The organism is Halorubrum sp. SD683, assembly GCF_002135045.1.
Taxonomy (GTDB): domain Archaea; phylum Halobacteriota; class Halobacteria; order Halobacteriales; family Haloferacaceae; genus Halorubrum; species Halorubrum ezzemoulense.
Map to the genome: position 1 here is coordinate 1 of NZ_NEWJ01000037.1, position 20227 is coordinate 20227.

Consider the following 20227-nt stretch of genomic DNA (forward strand, 5'->3'; position numbering starts at 1 on the left):
CGCCTCCCCAGCCTCGTCGGTCGCCCTCCGCGCTGCTCCGGGCGACCGACTCCCTCGCGCGTGCTCCTCGCGGCCGCCTTCGGCTGCTACTTGGAGGCACGCACCGCCGTGGCGAGCGCGCTTTTTAACTCACGCCGGCGCGGACTCCCGGTATGCTCGTCGTCGTCTCCGACACGCACGCACGCGAGGAGTCGAGGCTTCAGGGGCGGACCGCGGAGGCGGTCCGCGAGGCGGATCTGGTGATCCACGCGGGCGACTTCTACCGCGAGCCGGTCTTAGACGCTTTTCAGTCGACCACCGCCGCCCTCCGGGCGGTCTACGGCAACAACGACGACGCCGCGATCCGCGACCGCGTCCCGGAGGTTCGGACCGTCGAATACGCGGGGGTCAGGTTCGCGGTCACGCACCGACACCGCAGCGGCGACACGGGGCTCGTCATGCTCGGTCGCGGCCGCGACGCCGACGCCGTGATCTGCGGCCACAGCCACCGGCCGCGGTTCGACGACTCAGGCGGGCTCCCGATACTGAATCCGGGCAGCCACGCCCAACCGCGCGGGAACCGGCCGGCGCACGCGGAATTGCGTCCGGTGGACGACGGGGCCGGAGACGGTCTGGACGGGCGACTGGTGACGCCGGACGGGGAGGAGTTCGAGACGTTCCGGATCGGGGCCGAGAGCCGCGAGTAAGGGAGCGAATCACGAGAAGCGGATCGGGCTCGCCGTCGCGTCGGCAGAGACCGATCGCGACGCCCCGCCGACGGCCGGGCCGGCCGACGGTCGTGTCAGCGGTGGAGGACCCGGATCGACGCGGATGTGGGCGCCGGCTGTCGGTCGCTGGTCGGCCGGGGAGGGGGATACCGGACTGGGTAGGGAGCGGGTGCGAGTCCGACCAGCCGGCGGTCGGCCGGCGGGTTCGAGCGTGAGGGCCGAAGCGGGGGGTCGCGATTACACGTAGTCGGGGTATCGACATATACGTGGCTGAGGGACAAAAACGCGTTTTAGTTACCGGGATCCGATCGCCCGAACGCGTCGGAATCGTCCGGGTCACGCGACCGTTCGGCTCGAAACTTATAACCGCGTGCCGACGGATTCAGGCGTATGCTCCCGGTCCAACCGCTGTTCGTACTCCTGTTGGTGGGTCTTCTCGGGCTGTTCTTCTTCGGGTTCCTCCTCGTCCGGCGCACGGTGGCGGGGCTGAACGAGGGGTACAACGACGGGCGACGCTGATGGTCGTCGCCACCGCCGCGACCCTCCTCGTCGCCGCCGCCGCCAGCCTCTTTATGGCGTGGTCGATCGGCGCGGGGTCGTCGGGCTCGACCCCGTTCGCGCCCGCGGTCGGGGCGAACGCGATCTCCGTGATGCGGGCCGGGCTCGTCGTCGGCGTCCTCGGGCTCCTCGGCGCGATCCTCCAGGGCGCGAACGTGACCGAGGCGGTCGGCACCGAACTGATCGGCGGGGTGACGCTCACCGCCGTGGCGGCCATCGTCGCGCTCGTCACGGCCGCCGCGCTGGTCGCAGTCGGCGTGTTCGCCGGCTACCCGATCGCGACGGCGTTCACCGTCACCGGTGCGGTCGTCGGCGTCGGCCTCGCGCTCGGCGGCGACCCGGCGTGGCCGAAGTACGCCGAGATCGCGACGCTGTGGGTGCTCACGCCGTTCGTCGGCGGCGGCGTCGCCTACAGCGTCGCGCGCATGCTCATCGGCGAGTCGCTGCCCGAGCGACCGCTCACGGCCGCGCTCGCCGGCGTCGTCGGCGCGATCCTCGCGAACGTCGGGTTCGCGCTGCTCGGTCCCGCCGGCCAGCAGGCGTCGGTGGCGAGCGTCCTCGGGGCGGGGCTGGGCGGCAGCGGCGCGGGTCCCGCCGCGGTGAGCGTCGCGATCGCCGCGCTCGTTTCGGTCGCCGTGTACGCGGACCTCGGCCGCGACCGCGAGGGGGCACAGCGGCGGTTCCTGCTCGCGATGGGCGGGCTCGTCGCGTTCTCGGCCGGCGGGTCGCAGGTCGGCCTCGCGATCGGCCCGCTCGTCCCGATCTTCAGCGAGGTCGGCGTCCCGCTGTGGGCGCTACTCGTCGGCGGCGGCGTGGGGCTGTTGGCCGGGTCGTGGACCGGCGCGCCGCGGATGATCAAGGCGCTCGCGCAGGACTACGCCTCGATGGGGCCGCGACGGTCGATATCGGCGCTCATCCCGTCGTTCGCGATCGCGCAGACCGCCGTCGCCTTCGGGATCCCCGTCTCGTTCAACGAGATCATCGTCTCGGCGATCGTCGGCGCGGGCTACGCCGCGGGCGACGCCGGCGTGAGCCGGAAGAAGATGGGGTACACGGTCCTCGCGTGGATCGGGTCGCTCGTCGGCGCGTTCGTGCTCGGGTTCGGCCTCTACTCGGCGGTCGACTTCGTCGCGTGACGGGCGGCGACGCTCCGCTTCACCCTCAGGCGCGTCCCTCGGGGTACGTCGGCAGCCGCGCGGACCGCGCGCTCCCGTCGACGAACGGGAGGTCGACGGCGGTGGCCGGACTCTCCTCGCCGTCGACGCGGACGGCGACCTCGCCGAGGGCGGCGTCGAACCCGACGAGCGCCAGCGCGACTGGCACGTCCGTCGCGGGGCCGACGGCCGCCCGCGTCACCTCGCCGATCGCCTCGTCACCGTCGAAGACGGCCGCACCGGACGCGGGGAGCGCGGCGTCGATCCCCTGCGGGTCCGCGTTCGGGTCGACGCCGTCGACCGCCTCGGCGACGCCGTCGAGTTCGAGGCCGACGAGCCGTCGGCTCGGTCGCCCCTGATTCTCCACGCGCGAGACGACCTCCTGCCCGACGTAACACCCCTTCTCGAAGTCGAGCGCGTTCCGGAGGCCGAGGACGTTCGGGACCGTGCCCGCCAGTTCGTACTCGAAGAGGGGCGTTCCGGCCTCGGTCGCGAGCGCGTCCCACGTTCGGTACCCGAACGGCGCGGCGTTGAGCCCGCGGTTGATCAGGGTGTCGAACACGTCGCCCGCGTCGGCGGCGGCGCAGACGATCTCGTACCCCTCCTCGCCGAGCGGCGCGTCCGTCGCGATCACGGTGACGCCGGCGTCGACCATCGACCCGCGGACGAACGAGAGGGGCCCCTCCGGCGCGCCCGGTCCGCCGAGGACGGAGGCGACCTTCTCGGTCGACTTCGGGCCGTGAACCCCGAACACGCCGAACTCGTCGGACACGTCGTCGATCGCGACGTCCTGAATGAACACGTTCTCCGCCCAGTCGGCGGCGACCGACTCGACCCGTTCCGGGGGGAGGAAGACGAGCAGCCGCTCGTCGGCGTTGTACACGTACATGTCCGTCTCGATCCCGCCTTGAGGATCGAGCAGGAGGGCGTACGTTCCCTCGCCGTCCTCGGCGGGGACGCGGTTCGAGACGGCGTTGTCCACGAACTCGACGCGGTCGCTCCCCCTGACGGCGAGGACGCCGTACCCCATCTCGATCACGCCCGCGACGTTTCGGACCGCCTTGCCGACGCGGACGGGCTTCCCGTAGTGGTCGACGACCTCGCGACCGCCGCGGTCGCGGTACGCGGCGCCGTGCGCGTCGTGGGTACCGGAGACGAGCGTCATGGTCGAACGGTGGCGATCGAGGGGCAAAAGGCCGCCGTCTCCGACGGCTACAGTCCGAGTCGGTCCCGGATCGCGTCGACGAGGCTCTCGGAGGGGTCGTCGTCGGGCGCCTCCGGGTCCGGAACGACCTTCTCGTGGGCGTACACCCGAACGTGCTCCTCGGACTCGACGGTGATCAGCGAGTCCTCCTTCAGCGTCGAGAGGGCCTCCTCGACGGCGTCGATGTCTGCGTCGACGGCCGCGCGCAGTTCGAGGACGGTCATTCCCTCGTCGCCGCGGTCGACGAGCGCGTCGAGCAGCGCGACCTCGACGTCCGGCCGGTCGCGGTATTCCGGCTTTGCGGCCATACCCGTCCCTTGTGCGGGCCGGACTTTACGTCTACCGGCGATCGGAGAGGGATTGGCGACCGGAGAGATCGGGCGACAGATCGTCGGGAGGGTACGCCGGTCGCGCCGCGTCAGCGGACGATCCGCGAACAGGTGCCACAGAGGTTCTCCTCTTTCACGTCGACCTCGCGGACGGTCGGGGAAAACGACATCACGCACTTGCTGTTGTCGCAGTGCTCCAGGCCGAGAGTGTGACCGATCTCGTGGACGACCTCCTTGCGGACGCGGTCGCCAAACACGTCGACCGCGGGCTTGGTGGAGACGCCGCCGTCGGAGGAGGTGCGGAGGCGGTGCGTGGAGATGACGGAGCCGCTGCCGTTGAGGTACGCGAGGCCGAACACGTAGTTCCGGCGGCGGTAGTAGAGGTCCTCGGGCGTGATGCCGATGTTCTTCTCGCCGCCGCCGACCCGAGTGACCGTCTCGATGAGGTCCTCGGCGCGGTACTGGTCCCTATCTGCCTCGAAGGCGGAGTCGGGGATCGGCTGATCGTCGTGGACCGTCACGTCGCAGTCGTATACGGAACGCAGCGCACCGGAGGCCTCCCGTTTCACTCGGGGGGTGACCTCCCCGACCGGGACGATGTCCACGAGCATGGAACCGCTTTTGAACGCCGCGGTCATAAAGGCCGCGCCGTGGTACGACCACCCCCGTCGGAGCGGGCACTCGTTGCCGCACTCGGGCGGTACGAACGATTGATCGAGGTCGGAGTCGGCCGCCGGCCGGGCGTCGCCCGTGCGCTCGCCGATCGGGGCCACGAGGTCGTCGCGATCGACGTCGAAGTGAGCGAGGCGGCGCAGGACGCGGCGGCGGGGAGGCAGGCGCCGAGCGGGGGAACGCTCCGCGTCGTCGCCGCGGACGTGACGGCGCTCGCGGCCGACGACGAGCGGGCGGCGCAGAGCGCGCTCGGGATCGGCGCGAGCGACGAGACCGCCGGTGAGGCTCCGGACGCGCCCGGCGGCGTCGACGCCGTGTACGCTCGGAACCTCCCGGCGGAGCTACAGCGGGCGACCGTCGCGCTCGCGGAGCGACTCGGCGCCGCCTGCCTGTTCACCACGCTCGGGTTCGAGGAGCCGGTCGTGGACGTCTCTCGGAAGTCGACGGAGTCGGGAACTGTCGTGTTCGTCGCGCGGTGACGGAACGGACCGGCGACCGGGACGCCGCACGGCTCGAACCGGCGACGCCGACCGCGAACCCGAACGTTCATTCGGGCGCCAGTCGGGGGTACCCGTATGCAGGTCGACGCAGTCGTCCTCGACATCGACGGGGTGTTGGTCGACGTGGCGGACTCCTACCGTCGGGCGATCCTCGAATCGGTCGACCGGGTCTGCGGCAAGCCGATCGACCCGGACGCGGTCCAGGCGTTCAAGGACGCCGGCGGGTTCAACAACGACTGGGAGCTGACCGACGCGGCGGCGTTGTTCGTGTTGGCCCGCCGCGAGGGGCTCCGGATGGACGTCGACGAGTTCACCGAGCGCATCCGCGAGCTCGGGGGCGGGCTCGACGCCGCCAAGGAGGTCGTCGGCGACCTCCCGCGAGTCGCACAGGCCCGCGTCCGCGACCAGTGGGACCGGGACGCGCTCCGCGAGACGTTTCAGGCGCTGTACCTCGGCAGCGAGCTGTACCGCGAGTTAGAGGGGGGCGAGCCGCCGTTCGAGGCCGACGGGTACATCCACGACGAGCCGACGCTCGTCGACCCCGAGACGATCGCCGACCTCACCGGGCGGTTCGACGTGGGCGTCCTCACCGGGCGGCCGGCGGCCGAGGCCGACATCGCCTTGGACCGCGTCGGCCTCGACGTGCCCGAGGACCGGCGGTTCACGATGGACGACTGGGAAGAGGGGAAGCCGCACCCGCGGGCGCTCGTCGAGCTCGCCGAGCGGTTCGGCGCCGGGCGGGTCGCGTTCGCGGGCGACACCCTCGACGACGTGCGGACCGCACGCAACGCCGACGAGTCTGACGAGACGCGCGTCTACTACGGGGTTGGCGTCCTCACCGGCGGGCTCACCGGCGAGGCGGGGCGCGAGAAGTTCGCCGGTAACGGCGCGGACGCCGTGGTCGAAGACGTGAACGAACTGGTCGGGCTACTGGAGTAGTCGTCGTCGCGTCGGCTCGGGCACCGTGCGCCCCTCCCGCGTTAACCGCTCCGTGACGGATCTCGCCGGCGATCGCGGATACCGCCGGTATCCGGGACACGTCGGGTCCGGTGAGCGACGACCCCGCGAACGAGACCGCGACCGACGTGACGCTCCAGCAGGAGTAGACGGCCAGATACAGCGGGGAATCGGTGAAAAACCGGAATGGGCCTTGCCGGATTCGAACCGGCGATCAACTCGTTATGAGCGAGTCGCTTTAACCGGACTAAGCTAAAGGCCCGCCACGGATCGATTTGTCTCTCGGTTCCTCTTTATCCTATCGGGTTGGAACCAAGCGAAGCTAATGTTTCGTTGAGATGGTAATCCTCGTGCCAATTGATGTTTTTGATATGTTATGTTTGACCGCTCGTACCGGATAGTCATCTGTGTGTCACCAGCATCTTCGATAAGTATCAGTTACGATCGCTTCGGCCGCTTGGCCGCGCTTCTGTGGCTCCTCGAGTGAAGCAAATTGCTCGCTTCGATTCGGCATACTCAGTCAGAGCGGAAACGAGCAAAATAGGACTACGGTCTGGTGAGAGCATAGACGAGAAACGTACGAAGGGAGGCGCCGAAGCCAGGACTCGAACCTGGGACCGCCTCGTTAACAGCGAGGCGCTCTACCAACTGAGCTACTTCGGCCTGTTCTCGGGTACTCGCGTCCTTTTGATATGGCTTTCGTTTCCGCCCGACGGCGCGGAAGCCGACGGGCCGGACCGCGGGACGGCGGCGGCGCTCCGTCGGCCCGCCGCGCCGCCGATCCGACCGACACGTTTTCGGCCGGACCGCGAGACCGTTCGGTATGGACGATCTGGAGGCGGTGCTGTCACGGGTCCGCGAGCGCGTCCTTCCCGAGCCGGAAGAGCGGGAGCGACTGCGAGCGGCGGCCACGGCACTGACCGACCGGACCCACGAGGCGATCGCCGACCTCCCCGTCGGCGCCGACGTGGTCCAAGTCGGGTCGACGGCGCGGGGCACGTGGGTCGCGGGCGACCGCGACATCGACCTGTTCGTCCGGTTCGACGCAGATCTCGACCGCGCCGAGCTGGAGGAGTACGGGCTGGCGGTCGGGCACGCGGTCCTCCCCGACGGCCACGAGGAGTACGCCGAACACCCGTACGTGAAGGGGAACTACGAGGGGTTCGACGTGGACCTCGTCCCCTGTCACGACGTGGAGACGGCGGGGGATCTGGTCTCCGCGGTCGACCGCACCCCGTTCCACGACGCGTACCTCTCTGCGCGGCTCGACGACGACCTCGCCGCGGACGTGGTGCTCGCGAAGGCGTTCCTGAAGGGGATCGGCGCGTACGGCAGCGACCTCCGCACCGAGGGGTTCTCGGGGTACCTCACGGAGTTGCTCGTCTTGGAGCTCGGCGGGTTCGTCCCGCTCGTCGAGTCGGCGCGGAGCTGGCACCCCCCGGTGGAGTTCGACCCAGAGGGGCACGCCGAGCGCACGTTCGAGGATCCCCTCGTCGTCGTCGATCCGACGGACCCGACGCGGAACGTCGCGGCGGTCCTGTCGGCGACGAACCTCGCACGCTTCCAGCACTACGCGCGGGAGCTGCTCGCGGCCCCGAGCGAGGCGCTCTTCGAGCCTGACGAACCGGAACCGCTCGACCCCGAGGAAGTGCGAGCGCATCTCGACCGACGGGGAACGACGCCGGTCGCGGTCGTGTTCGACGCGCCGGACGTGGTCGACGACCAGCTGTGGCCGCAGCTCCGCCGATCGCTGGACGGGATCGTCGGCGGGCTCAACGATCACGGGTTCGACGTGCTCCGAGCGCGCGCCATGACCGACGCAGCGGGAACGAGGAACGGCGGCGGGGGGAGCGACGCCGACGGGGGGAGCGGCGACCGGGAGGTGCCCGAGCGCGCCGCAGCCGTCGAGTCGACGCGGGCCGCGCTGTACGCGGAACTGGAGGTGACCGAGCGACCGGCGGTCGCGCGCCACGACGGGCCGCCGGTCGCAGTGCGGAAGCACGCCGCGAACTTCTACGAGTCGTACGTCGACGACGTCGACCCGGACACCTACGGGCCGTTCATCGACGGCGACCGGTACGTCGTCGAGCGCGAGCGGGAGTTCGTCACCGTCCGCGGGTACCTAGAGAGCGACGCCGCGGGCGACGTGGCGCTCGGCGCGCAGGTGGAACCGGCGTTCGCCGACCGCGACGTGTTGGTCGGCGAGGCGGTGGCGACGCTCGCCCCCGCGTTCGGTCGACCGCTCCGCGGGTTCTACGAGCCGCGGCCGTGAGACCGTCGAGGGGAGCCGTTCCCAATGAAACGGGCGAAAGCGATCCGGGCGAGGGGGCCGCTCAGCGGGAGAGGCGGTCGAGGAGCCAGTAGACGGCCGCGGCGACGACGACGACGATCAGCGCGATCGCGGTGAGGAGTCCGGCGGCGCCGGGGAACGACAGCCAGAACGCGGCGTAAAAGGCGAGCGCGAACACGAAGAGGCCGACGACCAGCAGCCCGCGCGAGGGGTTCTGCGCGGCGGCGACGAACCCGCGCTGGAGGATCGAGAGGTCGCCGAAGTCGGGGACGTCCTCGGGGGTAACGTCGTCAGCGGGACCACCCGAGTCGGCCGGAGCGGTCGACTCGCCGTCGACGGAGCGGTCGGTGTCGGTCACGCACTCGCATAGGAACTGGGGGAGCCTGTACTTGTCGCTTGTCGGGGAGGAACGGCCCGGCCGCCGTGAGCCTCCGTCAGCCGGCGACCGCGACGGCGAGAGACGAACCGAGGACAAACGCGGCCAGCGCGGCCGCGAGGTTTGAGGCCGCGAGCGTCGCGGCGGCGCGAACACCGGTCTCGCTCGCCGTCCGGACGGCCCCGACCGCGAACGAGGAGAACGTCGTGAACGCGCCACAGAAGCCGACGCCGAACAGCAGCGTCGCCGCCGATCCGATCGGCGCGGCGGAGACGGCTCCGAGGGCGAGGCTCCCGAGGGCGTTGGCGAGGAGGACCGACCGGCGCCCCTCGATACGGAGCCCGACGGCGTGACGGCCGGCCGCGCCGAGCGCACCACCGACGCCGACGAGCGCCGTCGCGAGGAGCGGCGAGACGCTCATCGCCGGCGCCTCCCGACGGCGATCCCCAGTGCGGCCGCGGCGAATCCGGCCGCGTAGCTACCGGCGACGTATCCCGCGCCGGCGGTCGTTCCGAGCGCGACGGCGTCGGCGACGAACGTGCTGTACGTCGTGAACGAGGAGAGCGCGCCCGTCCCGACGAGCAGCCGGACCCGGTCGCTCGACGCGCGAGTCAGGAGGAGACCGAGGGCGAATGAGCCGACGACGTTCGCGACCAGCGTCCCCGCGCCGGGCGGGACGCCGCCGAGAGCGATGAGGCGGTCGCCGGACGAGGCCACGGTGAGGACGCCGGCGACCCCCGCGTCGACGGCGTGTCTGGCGACCGCACCGAGGAAGCCCCCGGCCGCGACGAGGAGAAATCCGTACGGCGTTCGGTCCATGCGCTAGCGTATTTCCGGCGCGGCTTGTGCGTTCTGGACCCGTCAGTTCGGTTCGGGGTCCGATAGCCGACTCGCGCGCGGACTCTCGCCTTCGTGCGGCGTCCGGCGTTCCCGTATCCGGACCGTGTGGGCCGTCTCTGTGGCGTCGTCGACGACGAGCGCCTCGCCGACGCCCTCGGGAAGCCGCGATGCGAGGTCGCCGGCGAGGTACGTCGCCTCCGCCGCCGCCAGTCGCTCGACGTCGCGCGCCGCCGTGAGCCGGTGGGAGACGAGCAGGTCGGACTGCGAGACGGCGACGCTCGGGAGCGCGGCCGGACGCTGGGTCGCACAGACCAGCGAGACGCCCGGCGCGCGGCCCCGCGTGAGGAGCGTCCGGAGCGCGGGGTCGGCCACCCCGTCGAAGAAGGCGTGCGCCTCGTCGACGAGCAGCCACGGGAGCCGGGAGAGATCGCCCGCGATCCGCGCGTCGTAGAGCCCGCGAGCGACAGCGCGGACCACGGCCGCCGCGGCGGCGTCGGGCACGCCGGCGAGGTCGAGGACCGCGGGGTCGCCGTCGGCCGCCAGCGACGCGACCGGCGGCGAATCGGCGTCGAAGACTCCCCACGAGGCCGCCAGCCGGAGGTGGTTCGCGGCGGCGCGACGCGTCTCCGCCGGGGCGTCGGCCGCGTCGACCGCCTCGCGGAGCGCCGCGAGCGACGGCGAGGGGGTCGTTCCGCTCGCGGCGTTACGGTCCGTCGCCTCTCCAGATCCGTCGTCGACCGCGTCCGCGACGACTTGCCAGACGAGGGTTCCGGGGCCGCTCGCCGGGGCGAGGCCGAGGAGGTTCGGCCAAGCCGACGGCGGTATCGAGGCGGGACGGACCGCGGGGTCGACGGTCCGTCCGCCGGCCGCTTCGAGGCCGGCGAAGACGCCCATCGGGTCGACGACGACCGGGGCGACACCGCCTGCGTCCGCCAGCTCCTCGGCGAGGACGCCGAGGGTGTACGACTTCCCGGTGCCGCGCTTCCCGAACACGACGCCCGCGTGTGGGCGGTCGAGGTCGACGCCGACCGGAGCGCCGGCGCTGCCGTCGCGGGCGAGGAAAGAGCCGATCCGAGCGGTGTGAGGCGGACGGTCACCGTCGCGGTGAGCACTGTCACGGAGGTCGGCGCAGTCGCCGCGGTCAGCCCCCTCAGTACGGTCGGTCCCGTCGTCGCGGCCGAGTACGTACACGCGGCCGGGTGGCCTCGGCATCAGACAAAAAGCGCCGGGAGCCGGATCGGGTCCCGGTCGTCGGGCGCGTCTCTCGGGCGTCCGCCGCGGCGCCGCCCGGATCGTCCGATCGTTTATATCAGATACCGCGGCCAGCGCGGCGTATGTCCGATCGAACACACGACTCGCGCACCGCGAACCGCCGGACGTTCAGCACCGACACCCGCGCGATCGAGGGGCTTCCGGTCCGCCTCGTCATCGCGCTCGTCGGCGGCGTCGCCAGCCTCAGCGTGATGATGGGGATGATCGGCGACATCGACGGGCTGGCCGCGACGGAGCTCGACGCGCAGCCCCAGCCGGAGGTGACCACGCCCGGCGAGCAGTCGGTCGACGTCGCCGTCGTCGACCCCGACGGCTCTCGGGTCGCGGACGCGACGGTCATCGTCCGGGGCGGCTCTGCGCAGATCGACGGCGTCGTCACCGCGAAGACGAACGAGGACGGGGTCGCGACCATCGACGTCGAGCCGGAACTCGGGCCGAATCAGGCCGACGGGACGCTCGCGATCGACATCAAGCCGCCGGCGGAGGGCGACTACGTCGACGAGCGGGGAAACACCCAGGTGCTCGTCGTCGAGGAGTGACGCCGCGAGCGGCGGAGGAGAGTCGGTTAAAGCCGGCTGTCCCAGTCGATCCAGTCCTGTTCCCAGCCGTGCCGTCGTTGCCGGCTGCGCTCGGCGCGCTCCGCGTCCTCCCGCCGAGTTCGGTTCCGTTCCGTTCCGGGCTGTTCGCCGTCGACGAGCATCGGTTGGAGCCGCGCCGGCCCGTGCGTCTCGACCGTTTCGAAGCCGTCAGGCGCCGGATCGTCGTCCGTACCGGCGCCGGACGCGATGGCGTCGCCCGCGTCGGGACCCCCGGTGGACGGCTCGATCGCGGCGACCGTCTGGACGCCGGCGCCGCGCGGGTAGGCGATTCGCCCGTCGGGCGCGAGCTGGTCCCTGAGGGAACGCGGCGGCTCGACGACGGCGGCTTCGAGGAGGATCCGGTCGTACGGTGCGTACGCGGGGAGTCCGTCGGCGCCGTCCGCGCGGTCGACGAGGACCGCCCCATAACCGGCCGCGTCGAGGTTCGACCGCGCGGCGGCGACGGCGGCGCGGTCGATGTCGACCGCGTGGACGCGCCGCGCGCCGGCGATCTCGGCGAGCATCGCGACCGAGTAGCCGATCCCCGCACCGACGACGAGGACCGAGTCGCCCTCGGCGGCGTCGAGCGCGGTGACGAGACGGACCAGCGTCGGGAGCGAGAGCGAGTGCGGGTCGTCGCCGTCGACGGCGCCGCCGCGAGGCGAGTCGTCGACGAAGGGATCGCGCGGGACGCGCTGAAGCGCGGTCAGCACGGGCGGCTCGATCGGCTCGCCGATCTGGTGTTCGAGCCCCTCGATCATGTCCGCCCTGAGCGACGCGTCGTCCATGCGCAGTCTCGGGACTCGGTCCTCTAAAACCGTGCGTTCGGCGGGCCGACTATCGCATCGGGACGAACCGCACGCCGCCGTGGTCCTCGCGGTCGATGCCGCCCTCGCGGAGCGTCAGTCGGACGAGCCGCTGGCGACCACCCTCGCGAACGGGGGCGACCACGCGGCCGCCCGCCCGGACACGGTCGACGACCGCGTCCGGAACCGCCTCGGGCGCCGCGCAGGTGAGGTAAGCGGCGTCGAACGGAGCCTCGTCGAGGAACGCCTCTCGGCCGTCGGCGGCCGCGACGGCCACGTCGTAGCCGAGACGGGCAAGGCGCTCGCGGGCGGCGGCGGCCAGTTCCGGGACCCGCTCGGCGGAGAGGACGTTCCCCGGGCCGACGACCTCGGCGACGACCGCGGCGTGGTAGCCGCAGCCAGTCCCCACCTCGAAGACGCGGTCGCCGCGCTCGACGTCGAGGAGATCCGTCATCAGTGCGACCATGTGCGGCGCGCTGATCGTCTGGTCGTGGCCGATCGGGAGCGGCCGGTCGGCGTACGCCGACTCGCGATGCGCCTCGGGAACGAACTCGTGGCGGGGGACGGCTCCGATCGCCGAGAGCGTCTGCTCGCTCACGTCGAGACGCCGTCGGAGCGCGCTCACGAGGTCGCGTCGTTCGGCCGTGCGGTCGCCGTCGTTCATGTGAGTCGATAGCACAGTGTGCGTGGAGAAAGCATCGGCGGAGAGGCAGGGGTCGAGCCGGGCGGATCAGTTCACGTCGATCCGGCGTCCCTCGTCCGCGTCGAGGACATCGATCGGGACCGTTACAGTGAGGACACCGTGCCGGTACGTCGCGGTGGCGTCGTCGAGACGGGCGTTCGTCGGCAGGCCGACGGTCCGAGTGACGGACTCGTGGCGCCGCTCGCGTCGGATGTATCGCCGGTCTGCGTCCTCGCGTTCCGCGTCGCGCTCGGCGGCGATGGCGAGCCGGTCGTCGCGGGCTCGGACGTCGATCTCGTCGCGATCGAACCCCGGGAGGTCGGCCATCACGACGAACTCGTCGGCGTACTCGGCGACGTCGATGTCGGCGGTCCGGAGGTCGCGGCCCCGAGCCCGCTCGCCCCCGAAGGGGGTGCGGCCGAGGAACTGCTCGATCTCGTCGAAGGGATTCGTCGTGTTCATACCGACAGAGAGGAGCCGTGAGGTGTTAAATAGCGACTGACGCGTGCTATCTCGCGGCGGCGGCGGATCCCGGTATCCCGGCCGCGGCGCACCCCGTGTCACACCCGACGACGCGAGCGCGGCTCAGCTGACGTCGATCGTGTGCCCGCGGTCGTCGTCGGGCGAGCGTTTGGGGAGCGTGACGGTGAGGACGCCGGCGTCGAAGGAGGCCGTCGCCGCGTCGGCCTCGACGGGTTCGGGGATCGGAACCCGACGGGAGACGGAGCTGCGCCGGCGCTCGCGCCGGTGGTAGCGGACGTCGGCCGGACCGCTCGCGCCGTCGTCCGGATCGTCGGCACCGTCCTCTTCGGCGATATCGAACTCGCTCGACTCCTCGCGGGAGCCGCTGATAACGAGCGCGTCGTCGCGCAGTTCGACGTCCACGTCGTCGGCGTCGAATCCGGGGAGGTCGGCGACGACGGTGATCGCCTCGTCGTCTTCGACCACGTCGACGTCGACGTCGCGGGCGCCCGGGAACCGCGGGACCTCGGGGCCGGTGCCCTCCAGCGTGCCGCCGAGTTCCTCGAACTCGCGGCCCATCCGCTCGAACAGTTCCTCTATCTCGTCGAAGGGATCGCGTCGGGTCATACAGGTCAGGATCCGTGACGGAGCGTCTTGAACGTACTGGCGGAGGCGGGGACGGCGGCGCGCCGAGACGCCGGCGACAGACACTATCCGCTGGCGCCCTTGGAGATCGTATGCGCCTGTTCTGGCACCGAGGAGACGCTCGAACGCGGGACAACGCCGGGCTCGCCGCCGCGGTTCGGGACGGTGAAGTCGTGCCGGTGTTCGTGTACGACGCCGACCTGCTCGGAACGGTCGGCGCGCGGCAGCGCGCGTTCTTCCTCCGGCACGTGAAGCGACTGGAGGAGCGGTACCGCGAACTCGGGAGCGACCTGATCGTCCGCGCCGGCGACCCGGAAGCGGTCCTCGTCGACCTCGCCGCGGAATACGACGCGGAGGCGGTGTTCTACAACGAGCAGTACCGAGCGGCCCGTCGGAACCGACAGCGGGCGGTCGAGGACGCGCTCGCCGGCGAAGGCGTCGACACCGACTCGCGGACCGACATCGTGCTGGTCGACCCCGGTCGGCTGGAGGCGCGCTATCCGAACCACAGCCAGTTCCACGGCGACTGGGAGGCCGTGCCGAAGCGCGGGCCGTACGCGGAGCCGGACGCGGCCGCGCTGGCCGACGTGCGCGACGGGAAGACCGTCCCCGAGCCCGAGGCCGACATCGACCTCCCCGACGCGGGGTACGAGGCCGCCCGCGAGCGGTTCGACGAGTTCCTCGACTACGGGATCACCTCGTACAACGACACCCGAGACGACCTCGCGCGGGCCGTCGAGGCCCCGACGCACGCGGTCTCGCGGATGTCTCCGTACCTCGCGACCGGCGCGATCGGGGTCCGCGAGCTGTGGGCGGGCGCGAGCGACGTGTACGACGCCGTGACCGGCGGGGAGCGCCGCAACGTCGACAAGTACCGGTACGAGCTGTCGTGGCGCGAGCAGATGTACCACCTGCTGTATTACAACCCGGACCTCGCCGTGTCGAACTACAAGTCGTTCCCGAACGAGATCGCGTGGCGCGACGACGACGACGCCTTCGAGGCGTGGACGCGCGGCGAGACCGGCTACCCGCTCGTCGACGCTGGAATGCGACAGCTGAACGAGGAGGGGTACATCCACAACCGGCCGCGGCAGGTGGTCGCGAGCTTCCTCACGAAGCACCTCCTGATCGACTGGCGGCGCGGCGCGCGCTACTTCACGAAGCAGCTGATCGACCACGACTACGCCTCGAACCACGGCGCGTGGCAGTGGACCGCCTCCACCGGCACCGACTCCGTCGACGTGCGCATCTTCGACCCGGTGAGCCAAATGTCGAAGTACGACGACGGCGCCCGATTCGTGAAGGCGTACGTCCCGGAGCTCTCGGACGTGCCGTCCGGGAAGGTGGTCGACTGGCCGACCCTCTCGCGGGCGGAGCGCGAGGAGCTCGCGCCCGACTACGCGCACCCGATCGTCGACCGGAACGAAGGGTACGAGCGCGCGCAGCGCGTCTTCGAGGAGGCGCTCGGGAAGCGATAGCGGGCGCGGGTCGGCGCGAAGCGGTGCGGACCCGTGGGTGGTACCGGCGTTCCGTAACCGAGTCCTTTTCGTGGGGCCTCGAGAACGGCTCCGCTATGTCCCCAGTCGCGATCGACGACGTCGAGGCCGCCGCCGAGCGGCTCGCCGGCACCGACATCGTCCAGCGGACGCCCGTCGAGCGGAGTCGCTCGCTGAGCGATCGGTGCGGCGCCGACGTGCGTCTCAAGATGGAACACCTCCAGCGCACCGGCTCGTTCAAGACGCGCGGCGCGTACAACGCGATCTCGCTGGCGATAGACGGGTCCGGAGAGCGCGCCGCGGAGGTCCCGATCGAGCGCGTCGTGGCCGCGAGCGCGGGCAACCACGCACAGGGGGTCGCGCTCGCGGCGGCCGACGCCGGGATTGAAGCGACGATCGTGATGCCGGAGGCAGCGCCCGCGGCGAAGATCGAGGCGACCCGCGCCTACGGCGCGGAGGTCGTCCTCCGGGGCAGCGCGTTCCCCGAGGCGATGGCGCACGCTCGGACGCTGACCGACGACCCCGGGACGCGGTTCGTCCACGCGTTCGACGACCCCGACGTGGTCGCGGGACAGGGGACGCTCGGCCTGGAAGTGCTCGACCAGGTGCCCGACGTCGACACCGTCCTCGTCCCCGTGGGGGGCGGCGGGCTCGCGGGCGGCGTCGCAACCGCGGTCAAGGCCCGGTCGCCCGAGACGCGGGTCGTCGGCGTTCAGACCGAGGGCGCGTCGACGCTCTCGGAGAGCCTCGCGGCCGGCGAACTCGTGACGCGCGACGAACCCGACACGATCGCGGACGGGATCGCGACCGGCGGGCTGAGCGACCTCACCTTCGAACTCCTCGACGAACACCTCGACGAGGCGGTCGTCGTGAGCGACGACGACGTGGCGAACGCGATCCTCCTGCTCTTGGAGCGCGCGAAGCAGATGGTCGAGGGCGCGGGCGCGACCGCCGCGGCCGCCCTGTTGAACGACGAGGCGGTCGACGATCTCGACCTCGGCGGCGAGACCGTCGTCCCGCTTCTCTGCGGCGGCAACATCGACGTGACGACCCTGAAGGAGGTGGTGACGCACGCCCTCGTCGACCGCCACCAGCTGATCGAGCTCTCCGTCCGGATCGACGACACGCCCGGGACGATGGGGGAGATCAGCACCCTGATCGGCGCGGAGCGCGCGAACATCCGGACCGTGCGCCACGAGCGCAGCCGACCTGACCTGCCGGTCGGCGACGCCGACCTCATCTTCGAGGTGGAGACGAACGGCCCTGCCCACGTCGACCGCGTCCTCAAGGCGGTACGCGAGGCGGGGTACGAGGTGGAGTGGACGACGCGGGAGGCGTGAGGGAGAATGTCGTCGATGTATAAATTGAACTACGGTGGCGCGCGCCTCCGAGCGGCCGCCTGCGGCGGCCGTGAGGAGCGCGTGCGAGGGAGTCGGCCGACCGCGGGGAGGCCGACGAGGCTGGGGAGGCGTGAGGTGCGGTTGCGGTGTGGGGCGGGACTCAAAGGGGCAGTCGCGAGGCCGCCGTAGGCGACGCAAGCACCGGAACGAGGGAGCGGAGCGACCGAGTGAGGAGCACAGCGAGCGTACTGCGGCCTCGCGACTGGGGCTTTGGAGGTGTTCACCGCCAAGTCACCGAAGGCGTCCACGATCGACCCGCCGACCGCGTCGGGCGGGTGGTCGTCGTCTCGCGCGATCCGACGATTTGAAACGCTCACCTCGGCAACCGTCTCGTAATGAGTCTCGTCGTTACCGACACCCTGGAAGACGAGCGCGTCGAGTTCACGGCCGACGGCGACGTCACGCTGTACGTCTGCGGCCTGACGGTGTCGGACGACCCGCACCTCGGGCACGCCCGCCTGTGGTTCCACGCGGACGTGCTCCACCGGTGGCTCGAACACCTCGGCTACGACGTACGCCACGTCGAGAACGTCACCGACGTCAACGAGAAGATCACGGCCCGCGTCGGCGAGCGCGACGACTGGACCGAGGAACGCGACGTGGCCGAGGCGTTCACCGCCACGACGTTCGACGCGATGCGCGGACTCAACCTCAGGCGGGCGGAGGTGTACCCCCGCGTCACCGAGCACGTGCCGGAGATCGTCGACATCGTCGAGACCCTGATCGAGGAGGGGTACGCCTACGAGTCGAACGGCTCCGTCTACTTCGACGTGACCCGCTTCGACGAGTACGGGAAGCTCTCGAACCAGGAGTTGGACGCGCTCGAAGCGCAGGGCGAGCCGGACGAGCGCTCGGAGAAGCGGAATCCGGCCGACTTCGCGCTGTGGAAGGCCGACGGCGTGAGCGAGACCGCGGCGCGCGAACACGCGAAACACGACCACGGCGCTGAGACGCCCGAGGGCGAGACGTGGGCGTCGCCGTGGAGCGAGGGGCGACCCGGGTGGCACGTGGAGTGCTCGGCGATGTCGACGACGCACCTCGGGGACACCCTCGACATCCACATGGGCGGGCGCGACCTCGTCTTCCCGCACCACGAGAACGAGATCGCGCAGTCCGAGGCGGCGACCGGCGAGGCGTTCGCGCGCCACTGGCTCCACGTCGGCCTGCTGGAGATGGACGGCGAGAAGATGTCCTCGTCGATCGGAAACTTCTGGACCGTTCCGGACGCCCTCGACGAACTCGGCGTCAACGTCGTCCGCACGTTCTACGCCGGCGCCGCCTACCGCTCCGAGCAGGCGCTCACCGAGGAGACGATCGCGGAGGCCGAGGAGCGCTGGGAGCGGCTCTCCCGCACGTACGACCGCGCCGTCGAGGCGCTCGACTCGACCGAGGCCCGAGCGAAAGCCGAAGACGACGACCTCCACGGCGCGGTCGAGGCCGCCCGCGACGACTTCGCGGCCGCGATGAACGACGACCTCAATCTCCGGGAGGCGACCGCGGCGCTCCTCGATCTCACCGACGCGGTGAACCGACACGTGGACGCGGTCGACGAGGGGAACGATGACGGGAACGGGACCCGTGACGCAGACGCCGCCTACGACTACCGGGGCCTCCGCGAGGCGGTCGAGACGTTCGAAGAGCTCGGCGGCGACGTGTTGGGCCTCCAGTTCGAGTCGCCGAGCGACGGCGACATCGACCTTGCCGGCGAGCTGGTCGAACTCGTGTTGGACGTCCGCGAGGCCGAGCGCGAGGCGGGCAACTACGAGCGCGCGGACGAGCTCCGCGACGCGCTCGGCGAGGTCGGCGTCGAGATCGAGGACGGCCCGGACGGCGCGACGTACCGGTTCGAGTAATACGGAACCGCGCGTTTCACCGGAGGGATCGTCAGTGTGGCGATAGCGGTGGGTGGCCCGGTCGCTCGTATATAAACAGCTGCCGACGGAACCGCGGATAACATCTCCAAAGCCCCAGTCGTGAGGGCTCGCGCGGCTCGCTGTGTTCCTCGGTCGGTCGCTACCGCCCCTTCGCTGCGGTGTCGCCGGTGGCTTCGCCGCCGGCTTCCCGCGGCGCGTAGCGCCCCGCTACTTGCGTCTCCGTGCTTCGCACTCAGGGCTGCCCCTTTGAGTCCCGCACCGCACAGCACCGCACCTCGCGCCTCCCCAGCCTCGTCGCTGGCGCCCTCCGCTTCGCTCCGGGAGCCAGCGACTCCAACGAGGGACCTTCGGTCCCTCTGGCAGTCGGCGCGTGGCGCCGGCGACTTCGCACGCGCTCCTCACGGCCGCCTGCGGCGGCCGATCGGAGGCACGCGCAACCGTACCGCCGCGTTCATCGATAAATAGTCGTCACCGTTAGGTCTGGTCGTTTAAATAACGGAGCAACGGGTCGCAGTCTTCCGAAGTTCAGGTCTCAGTCGAGCACGTGCTCGGTGTCGTACGATCCGAGCACCTTCACCCACCCCTTGTCCGCGATGGTCTCGACGTCGTCGACCGCCTTCGCCATGTGGTCCTCGTAGAGCCCGGCGTCCACGTCGAAGTGGAACAGGTAGTCGCCGAGGCGCTCGCCGCTCGGGCGCGACTCGATCCGCGAGAGGTTGAGGTTGCGGTCGGCGAACGCCTCCAGCAGCTCCAGCAGGAGGCCGGGGTAGTTCGCGTTCGGGTAGACGATCAGCGTGGTCTTCCCGCCGGCGTCGGTCCTCGCGGACTCGGGCGCGACGACGAGGAACCGCGTCGCGTTTGACGTCCGGTCCTGGATGTCTTCCGCGAGGATAGAGAGGTCGGCGCCGGCGTTGTCCGGGTGCCCGATCCCGGCGACGCGGGCGTCCTCGCGGGCGCGCTCGACGCCGCGGGCCGTGGAAGCGACCGCTTCGAGGCCGGCGTCCGGGTAGTTCGACTCCAGCCAGTTACGACACTGCGCGAGCGCCTGCGAGTGGCTCGCGACGACCTCGAACGAGTCGTCCTGCGAGAGGAGGGCGTGGCGGATCGGCGTGACGATCTCGCGGGTGACGGACACGTCGTAGTCGGCGAGCGCGTCGAGGCTCTCCGTGACCGACCCCTCGATGCTGTTCTCGATGGGGACGACGCCGCGCTCGAACTCGCCGTCCGCGACGGCGTCGACGATTGCGGTGACCGATTCGCGGAACGACACCTCGGCGGCGACGGCGCGCGCGGCGCGGTGCGAGTACGTGCCGGCGGGACCCAACGTGACGGCGTTCATTGCCCCACCGTTTCAGGGGAGCCGAGAAAAGCCTGCGGGGCGCGGCGATGTTTCCGGTGCGTCCGATCGGAGTCGGGCTACGGAGC

The 20227-nt window shown here is 71.1% G+C and carries 22 protein-coding genes and 2 tRNA genes; 10 read left to right on the forward strand and 14 right to left on the reverse strand.

The window, feature by feature from the left end; genetic code table 11:
- Positions 1-152: 152 nt before the first annotated feature.
- The 3 genes from B9G49_RS10190 (at position 153) to B9G49_RS10195 (ending at position 2401) form a co-directional block, all read left to right on the forward strand.
- A complete protein-coding gene (locus B9G49_RS10190) occupies positions 153-686 on the forward strand; it encodes a metallophosphoesterase (protein ID WP_049931450.1) in 534 nt (177 codons plus the stop codon).
- Between the two features lie 411 nt (positions 687-1097).
- On the forward strand, positions 1098-1226 hold the full coding sequence (locus B9G49_RS17165; protein WP_254921732.1) for a hypothetical protein: 129 nt from the start codon (positions 1098-1100) through the stop codon (positions 1224-1226).
- Positions 1226-2401, forward strand: a complete 1176-nt coding sequence (locus B9G49_RS10195; protein ID WP_086216288.1) for an inorganic phosphate transporter — start codon at positions 1226-1228, stop codon at positions 2399-2401. The genes B9G49_RS17165 and B9G49_RS10195 overlap by 1 nt, the downstream gene beginning before the upstream one ends.
- Positions 2402-2426: 25 nt before the next feature.
- Here the strand turns inward: B9G49_RS10195 and B9G49_RS10200 are convergent, their stop codons facing one another.
- The 3 genes from B9G49_RS10200 to B9G49_RS10210 all read right to left on the reverse strand — a co-directional run bounded on the left by B9G49_RS10200 (position 2427) and on the right by B9G49_RS10210 (position 4563).
- Positions 2427-3584, reverse strand: a complete 1158-nt coding sequence (locus B9G49_RS10200) for an aminomethyltransferase family protein (RefSeq protein ID WP_049931448.1) — start codon at positions 3582-3584, stop codon at positions 2427-2429.
- A 47-nt stretch (positions 3585-3631) separates the two neighbouring features.
- Positions 3632-3931 carry a DUF6432 family protein gene (locus B9G49_RS10205; RefSeq protein ID WP_049931447.1) on the reverse strand — a complete coding sequence of 100 codons (300 nt, stop codon included), beginning with the start codon at positions 3929-3931 and terminating at the stop codon, positions 3632-3634.
- A gap of 110 nt (positions 3932-4041) precedes the next feature.
- Positions 4042-4563 carry an archaemetzincin family Zn-dependent metalloprotease gene (locus tag B9G49_RS10210; protein WP_049931446.1) on the reverse strand — a complete coding sequence of 174 codons (522 nt, stop codon included), beginning with the start codon at positions 4561-4563 and terminating at the stop codon, positions 4042-4044.
- A 39-nt stretch (positions 4564-4602) separates the two neighbouring features.
- Here B9G49_RS10210 and B9G49_RS10215 point away from each other — a divergent pair, with 39 nt between their 5' ends.
- Positions 4603-5103, forward strand: coding sequence for a UPF0146 family protein (locus tag B9G49_RS10215; protein WP_086216289.1), 501 nt, complete (start codon positions 4603-4605; stop codon positions 5101-5103).
- A 96-nt stretch (positions 5104-5199) separates the two neighbouring features.
- Positions 5200-6063, forward strand: coding sequence for a TIGR01548 family HAD-type hydrolase (locus B9G49_RS10220; RefSeq protein ID WP_086216290.1), 864 nt, complete (start codon positions 5200-5202; stop codon positions 6061-6063).
- Positions 6064-6268: 205 nt separating this feature from the next.
- Here B9G49_RS10220 and B9G49_RS10225 read toward each other — a convergent pair.
- Both B9G49_RS10225 and B9G49_RS10230 read right to left on the reverse strand, forming a co-directional pair.
- Positions 6269-6343 (reverse strand) — tRNA-Ile (locus tag B9G49_RS10225).
- 328 nt (positions 6344-6671) lie between these two features.
- A tRNA-Asn gene (locus tag B9G49_RS10230) sits at positions 6672-6744 on the reverse strand.
- A 160-nt stretch (positions 6745-6904) separates the two neighbouring features.
- Here B9G49_RS10230 and cca point away from each other — a divergent pair.
- Positions 6905-8353, forward strand: coding sequence for a CCA tRNA nucleotidyltransferase (cca, locus tag B9G49_RS10235; protein ID WP_086216291.1), 1449 nt, complete (start codon positions 6905-6907; stop codon positions 8351-8353).
- A 61-nt stretch (positions 8354-8414) separates the two neighbouring features.
- Here cca and B9G49_RS10240 read toward each other — a convergent pair whose 3' ends face one another.
- The 4 genes from B9G49_RS10240 to B9G49_RS10255 form a co-directional block, all read right to left on the reverse strand.
- Positions 8415-8729, reverse strand: coding sequence for a hypothetical protein (locus B9G49_RS10240; RefSeq protein WP_049931442.1), 315 nt, complete (start codon positions 8727-8729; stop codon positions 8415-8417).
- 76 nt (positions 8730-8805) lie between these two features.
- Positions 8806-9168, reverse strand: a complete 363-nt coding sequence (locus B9G49_RS10245; protein WP_086216292.1) for a CrcB family protein — start codon at positions 9166-9168, stop codon at positions 8806-8808.
- On the reverse strand, positions 9165-9566 hold the full coding sequence (locus tag B9G49_RS10250; RefSeq protein WP_086216293.1) for a CrcB family protein: 402 nt from the start codon (positions 9564-9566) through the stop codon (positions 9165-9167). The genes B9G49_RS10245 and B9G49_RS10250 overlap by 4 nt, the downstream gene beginning before the upstream one ends.
- A gap of 42 nt (positions 9567-9608) precedes the next feature.
- On the reverse strand, positions 9609-10778 hold the full coding sequence (locus B9G49_RS10255; protein WP_394334819.1) for an ATP-binding protein: 1170 nt from the start codon (positions 10776-10778) through the stop codon (positions 9609-9611).
- 143 nt (positions 10779-10921) lie between these two features.
- Here B9G49_RS10255 and B9G49_RS10260 point away from each other — a divergent pair, with 143 nt between their 5' ends.
- Entirely contained in the window at positions 10922-11398 is a 477-nt protein-coding gene (locus tag B9G49_RS10260; protein ID WP_086216295.1) for an Ig domain-containing protein group 1 domain-containing protein, read from the forward strand.
- Positions 11399-11424: 26 nt separating this feature from the next.
- Here the strand turns inward: B9G49_RS10260 and B9G49_RS10265 are convergent, their stop codons facing one another.
- From B9G49_RS10265 to B9G49_RS10280, 4 genes are all read right to left on the reverse strand, one after another.
- The gene (locus tag B9G49_RS10265) at positions 11425-12225 is read right to left on the reverse strand and encodes a protein-L-isoaspartate O-methyltransferase (protein ID WP_086216296.1); all 801 of its coding nucleotides are present in this window, start codon (positions 12223-12225) and stop codon (positions 11425-11427) included.
- A gap of 49 nt (positions 12226-12274) precedes the next feature.
- Complete coding sequence (locus B9G49_RS10270; protein ID WP_049931436.1) at positions 12275-12907, reverse strand: protein-L-isoaspartate(D-aspartate) O-methyltransferase; 633 nt, start codon at positions 12905-12907, stop codon at positions 12275-12277.
- Positions 12908-12973: 66 nt separating this feature from the next.
- Positions 12974-13387, reverse strand: coding sequence for an Hsp20/alpha crystallin family protein (locus tag B9G49_RS10275; RefSeq protein ID WP_086216297.1), 414 nt, complete (start codon positions 13385-13387; stop codon positions 12974-12976).
- 123 nt (positions 13388-13510) lie between these two features.
- A complete protein-coding gene (locus B9G49_RS10280) occupies positions 13511-14014 on the reverse strand; it encodes an Hsp20/alpha crystallin family protein (RefSeq protein ID WP_086216298.1) in 504 nt (167 codons plus the stop codon).
- A 110-nt stretch (positions 14015-14124) separates the two neighbouring features.
- Between B9G49_RS10280 and B9G49_RS10285 the strand changes: the two genes are divergently transcribed.
- The 3 genes from B9G49_RS10285 (at position 14125) to cysS (ending at position 18781) form a co-directional block, all read left to right on the forward strand.
- Positions 14125-15510 (forward strand): deoxyribodipyrimidine photo-lyase, encoded by a 1386-nt coding sequence (locus B9G49_RS10285; RefSeq protein ID WP_086216299.1) that lies wholly within the window; start codon positions 14125-14127, stop codon positions 15508-15510.
- A gap of 95 nt (positions 15511-15605) precedes the next feature.
- Positions 15606-16868: a threonine ammonia-lyase gene (gene ilvA / locus B9G49_RS10290; RefSeq protein ID WP_086216300.1), complete on the forward strand. Its 1263-nt coding sequence runs from the start codon at positions 15606-15608 to the stop codon at positions 16866-16868.
- A 395-nt stretch (positions 16869-17263) separates the two neighbouring features.
- Positions 17264-18781 (forward strand): cysteine--tRNA ligase, encoded by a 1518-nt coding sequence (cysS, locus tag B9G49_RS10295; RefSeq protein WP_086216301.1) that lies wholly within the window; start codon positions 17264-17266, stop codon positions 18779-18781.
- Positions 18782-19334: 553 nt separating this feature from the next.
- On the opposite strand, the gene pheA is transcribed toward cysS, so the two are convergent.
- The gene (gene pheA / locus B9G49_RS10300; protein ID WP_086216302.1) at positions 19335-20141 is read right to left on the reverse strand and encodes a prephenate dehydratase; all 807 of its coding nucleotides are present in this window, start codon (positions 20139-20141) and stop codon (positions 19335-19337) included.
- Positions 20142-20227 lie beyond the last annotated feature (86 nt).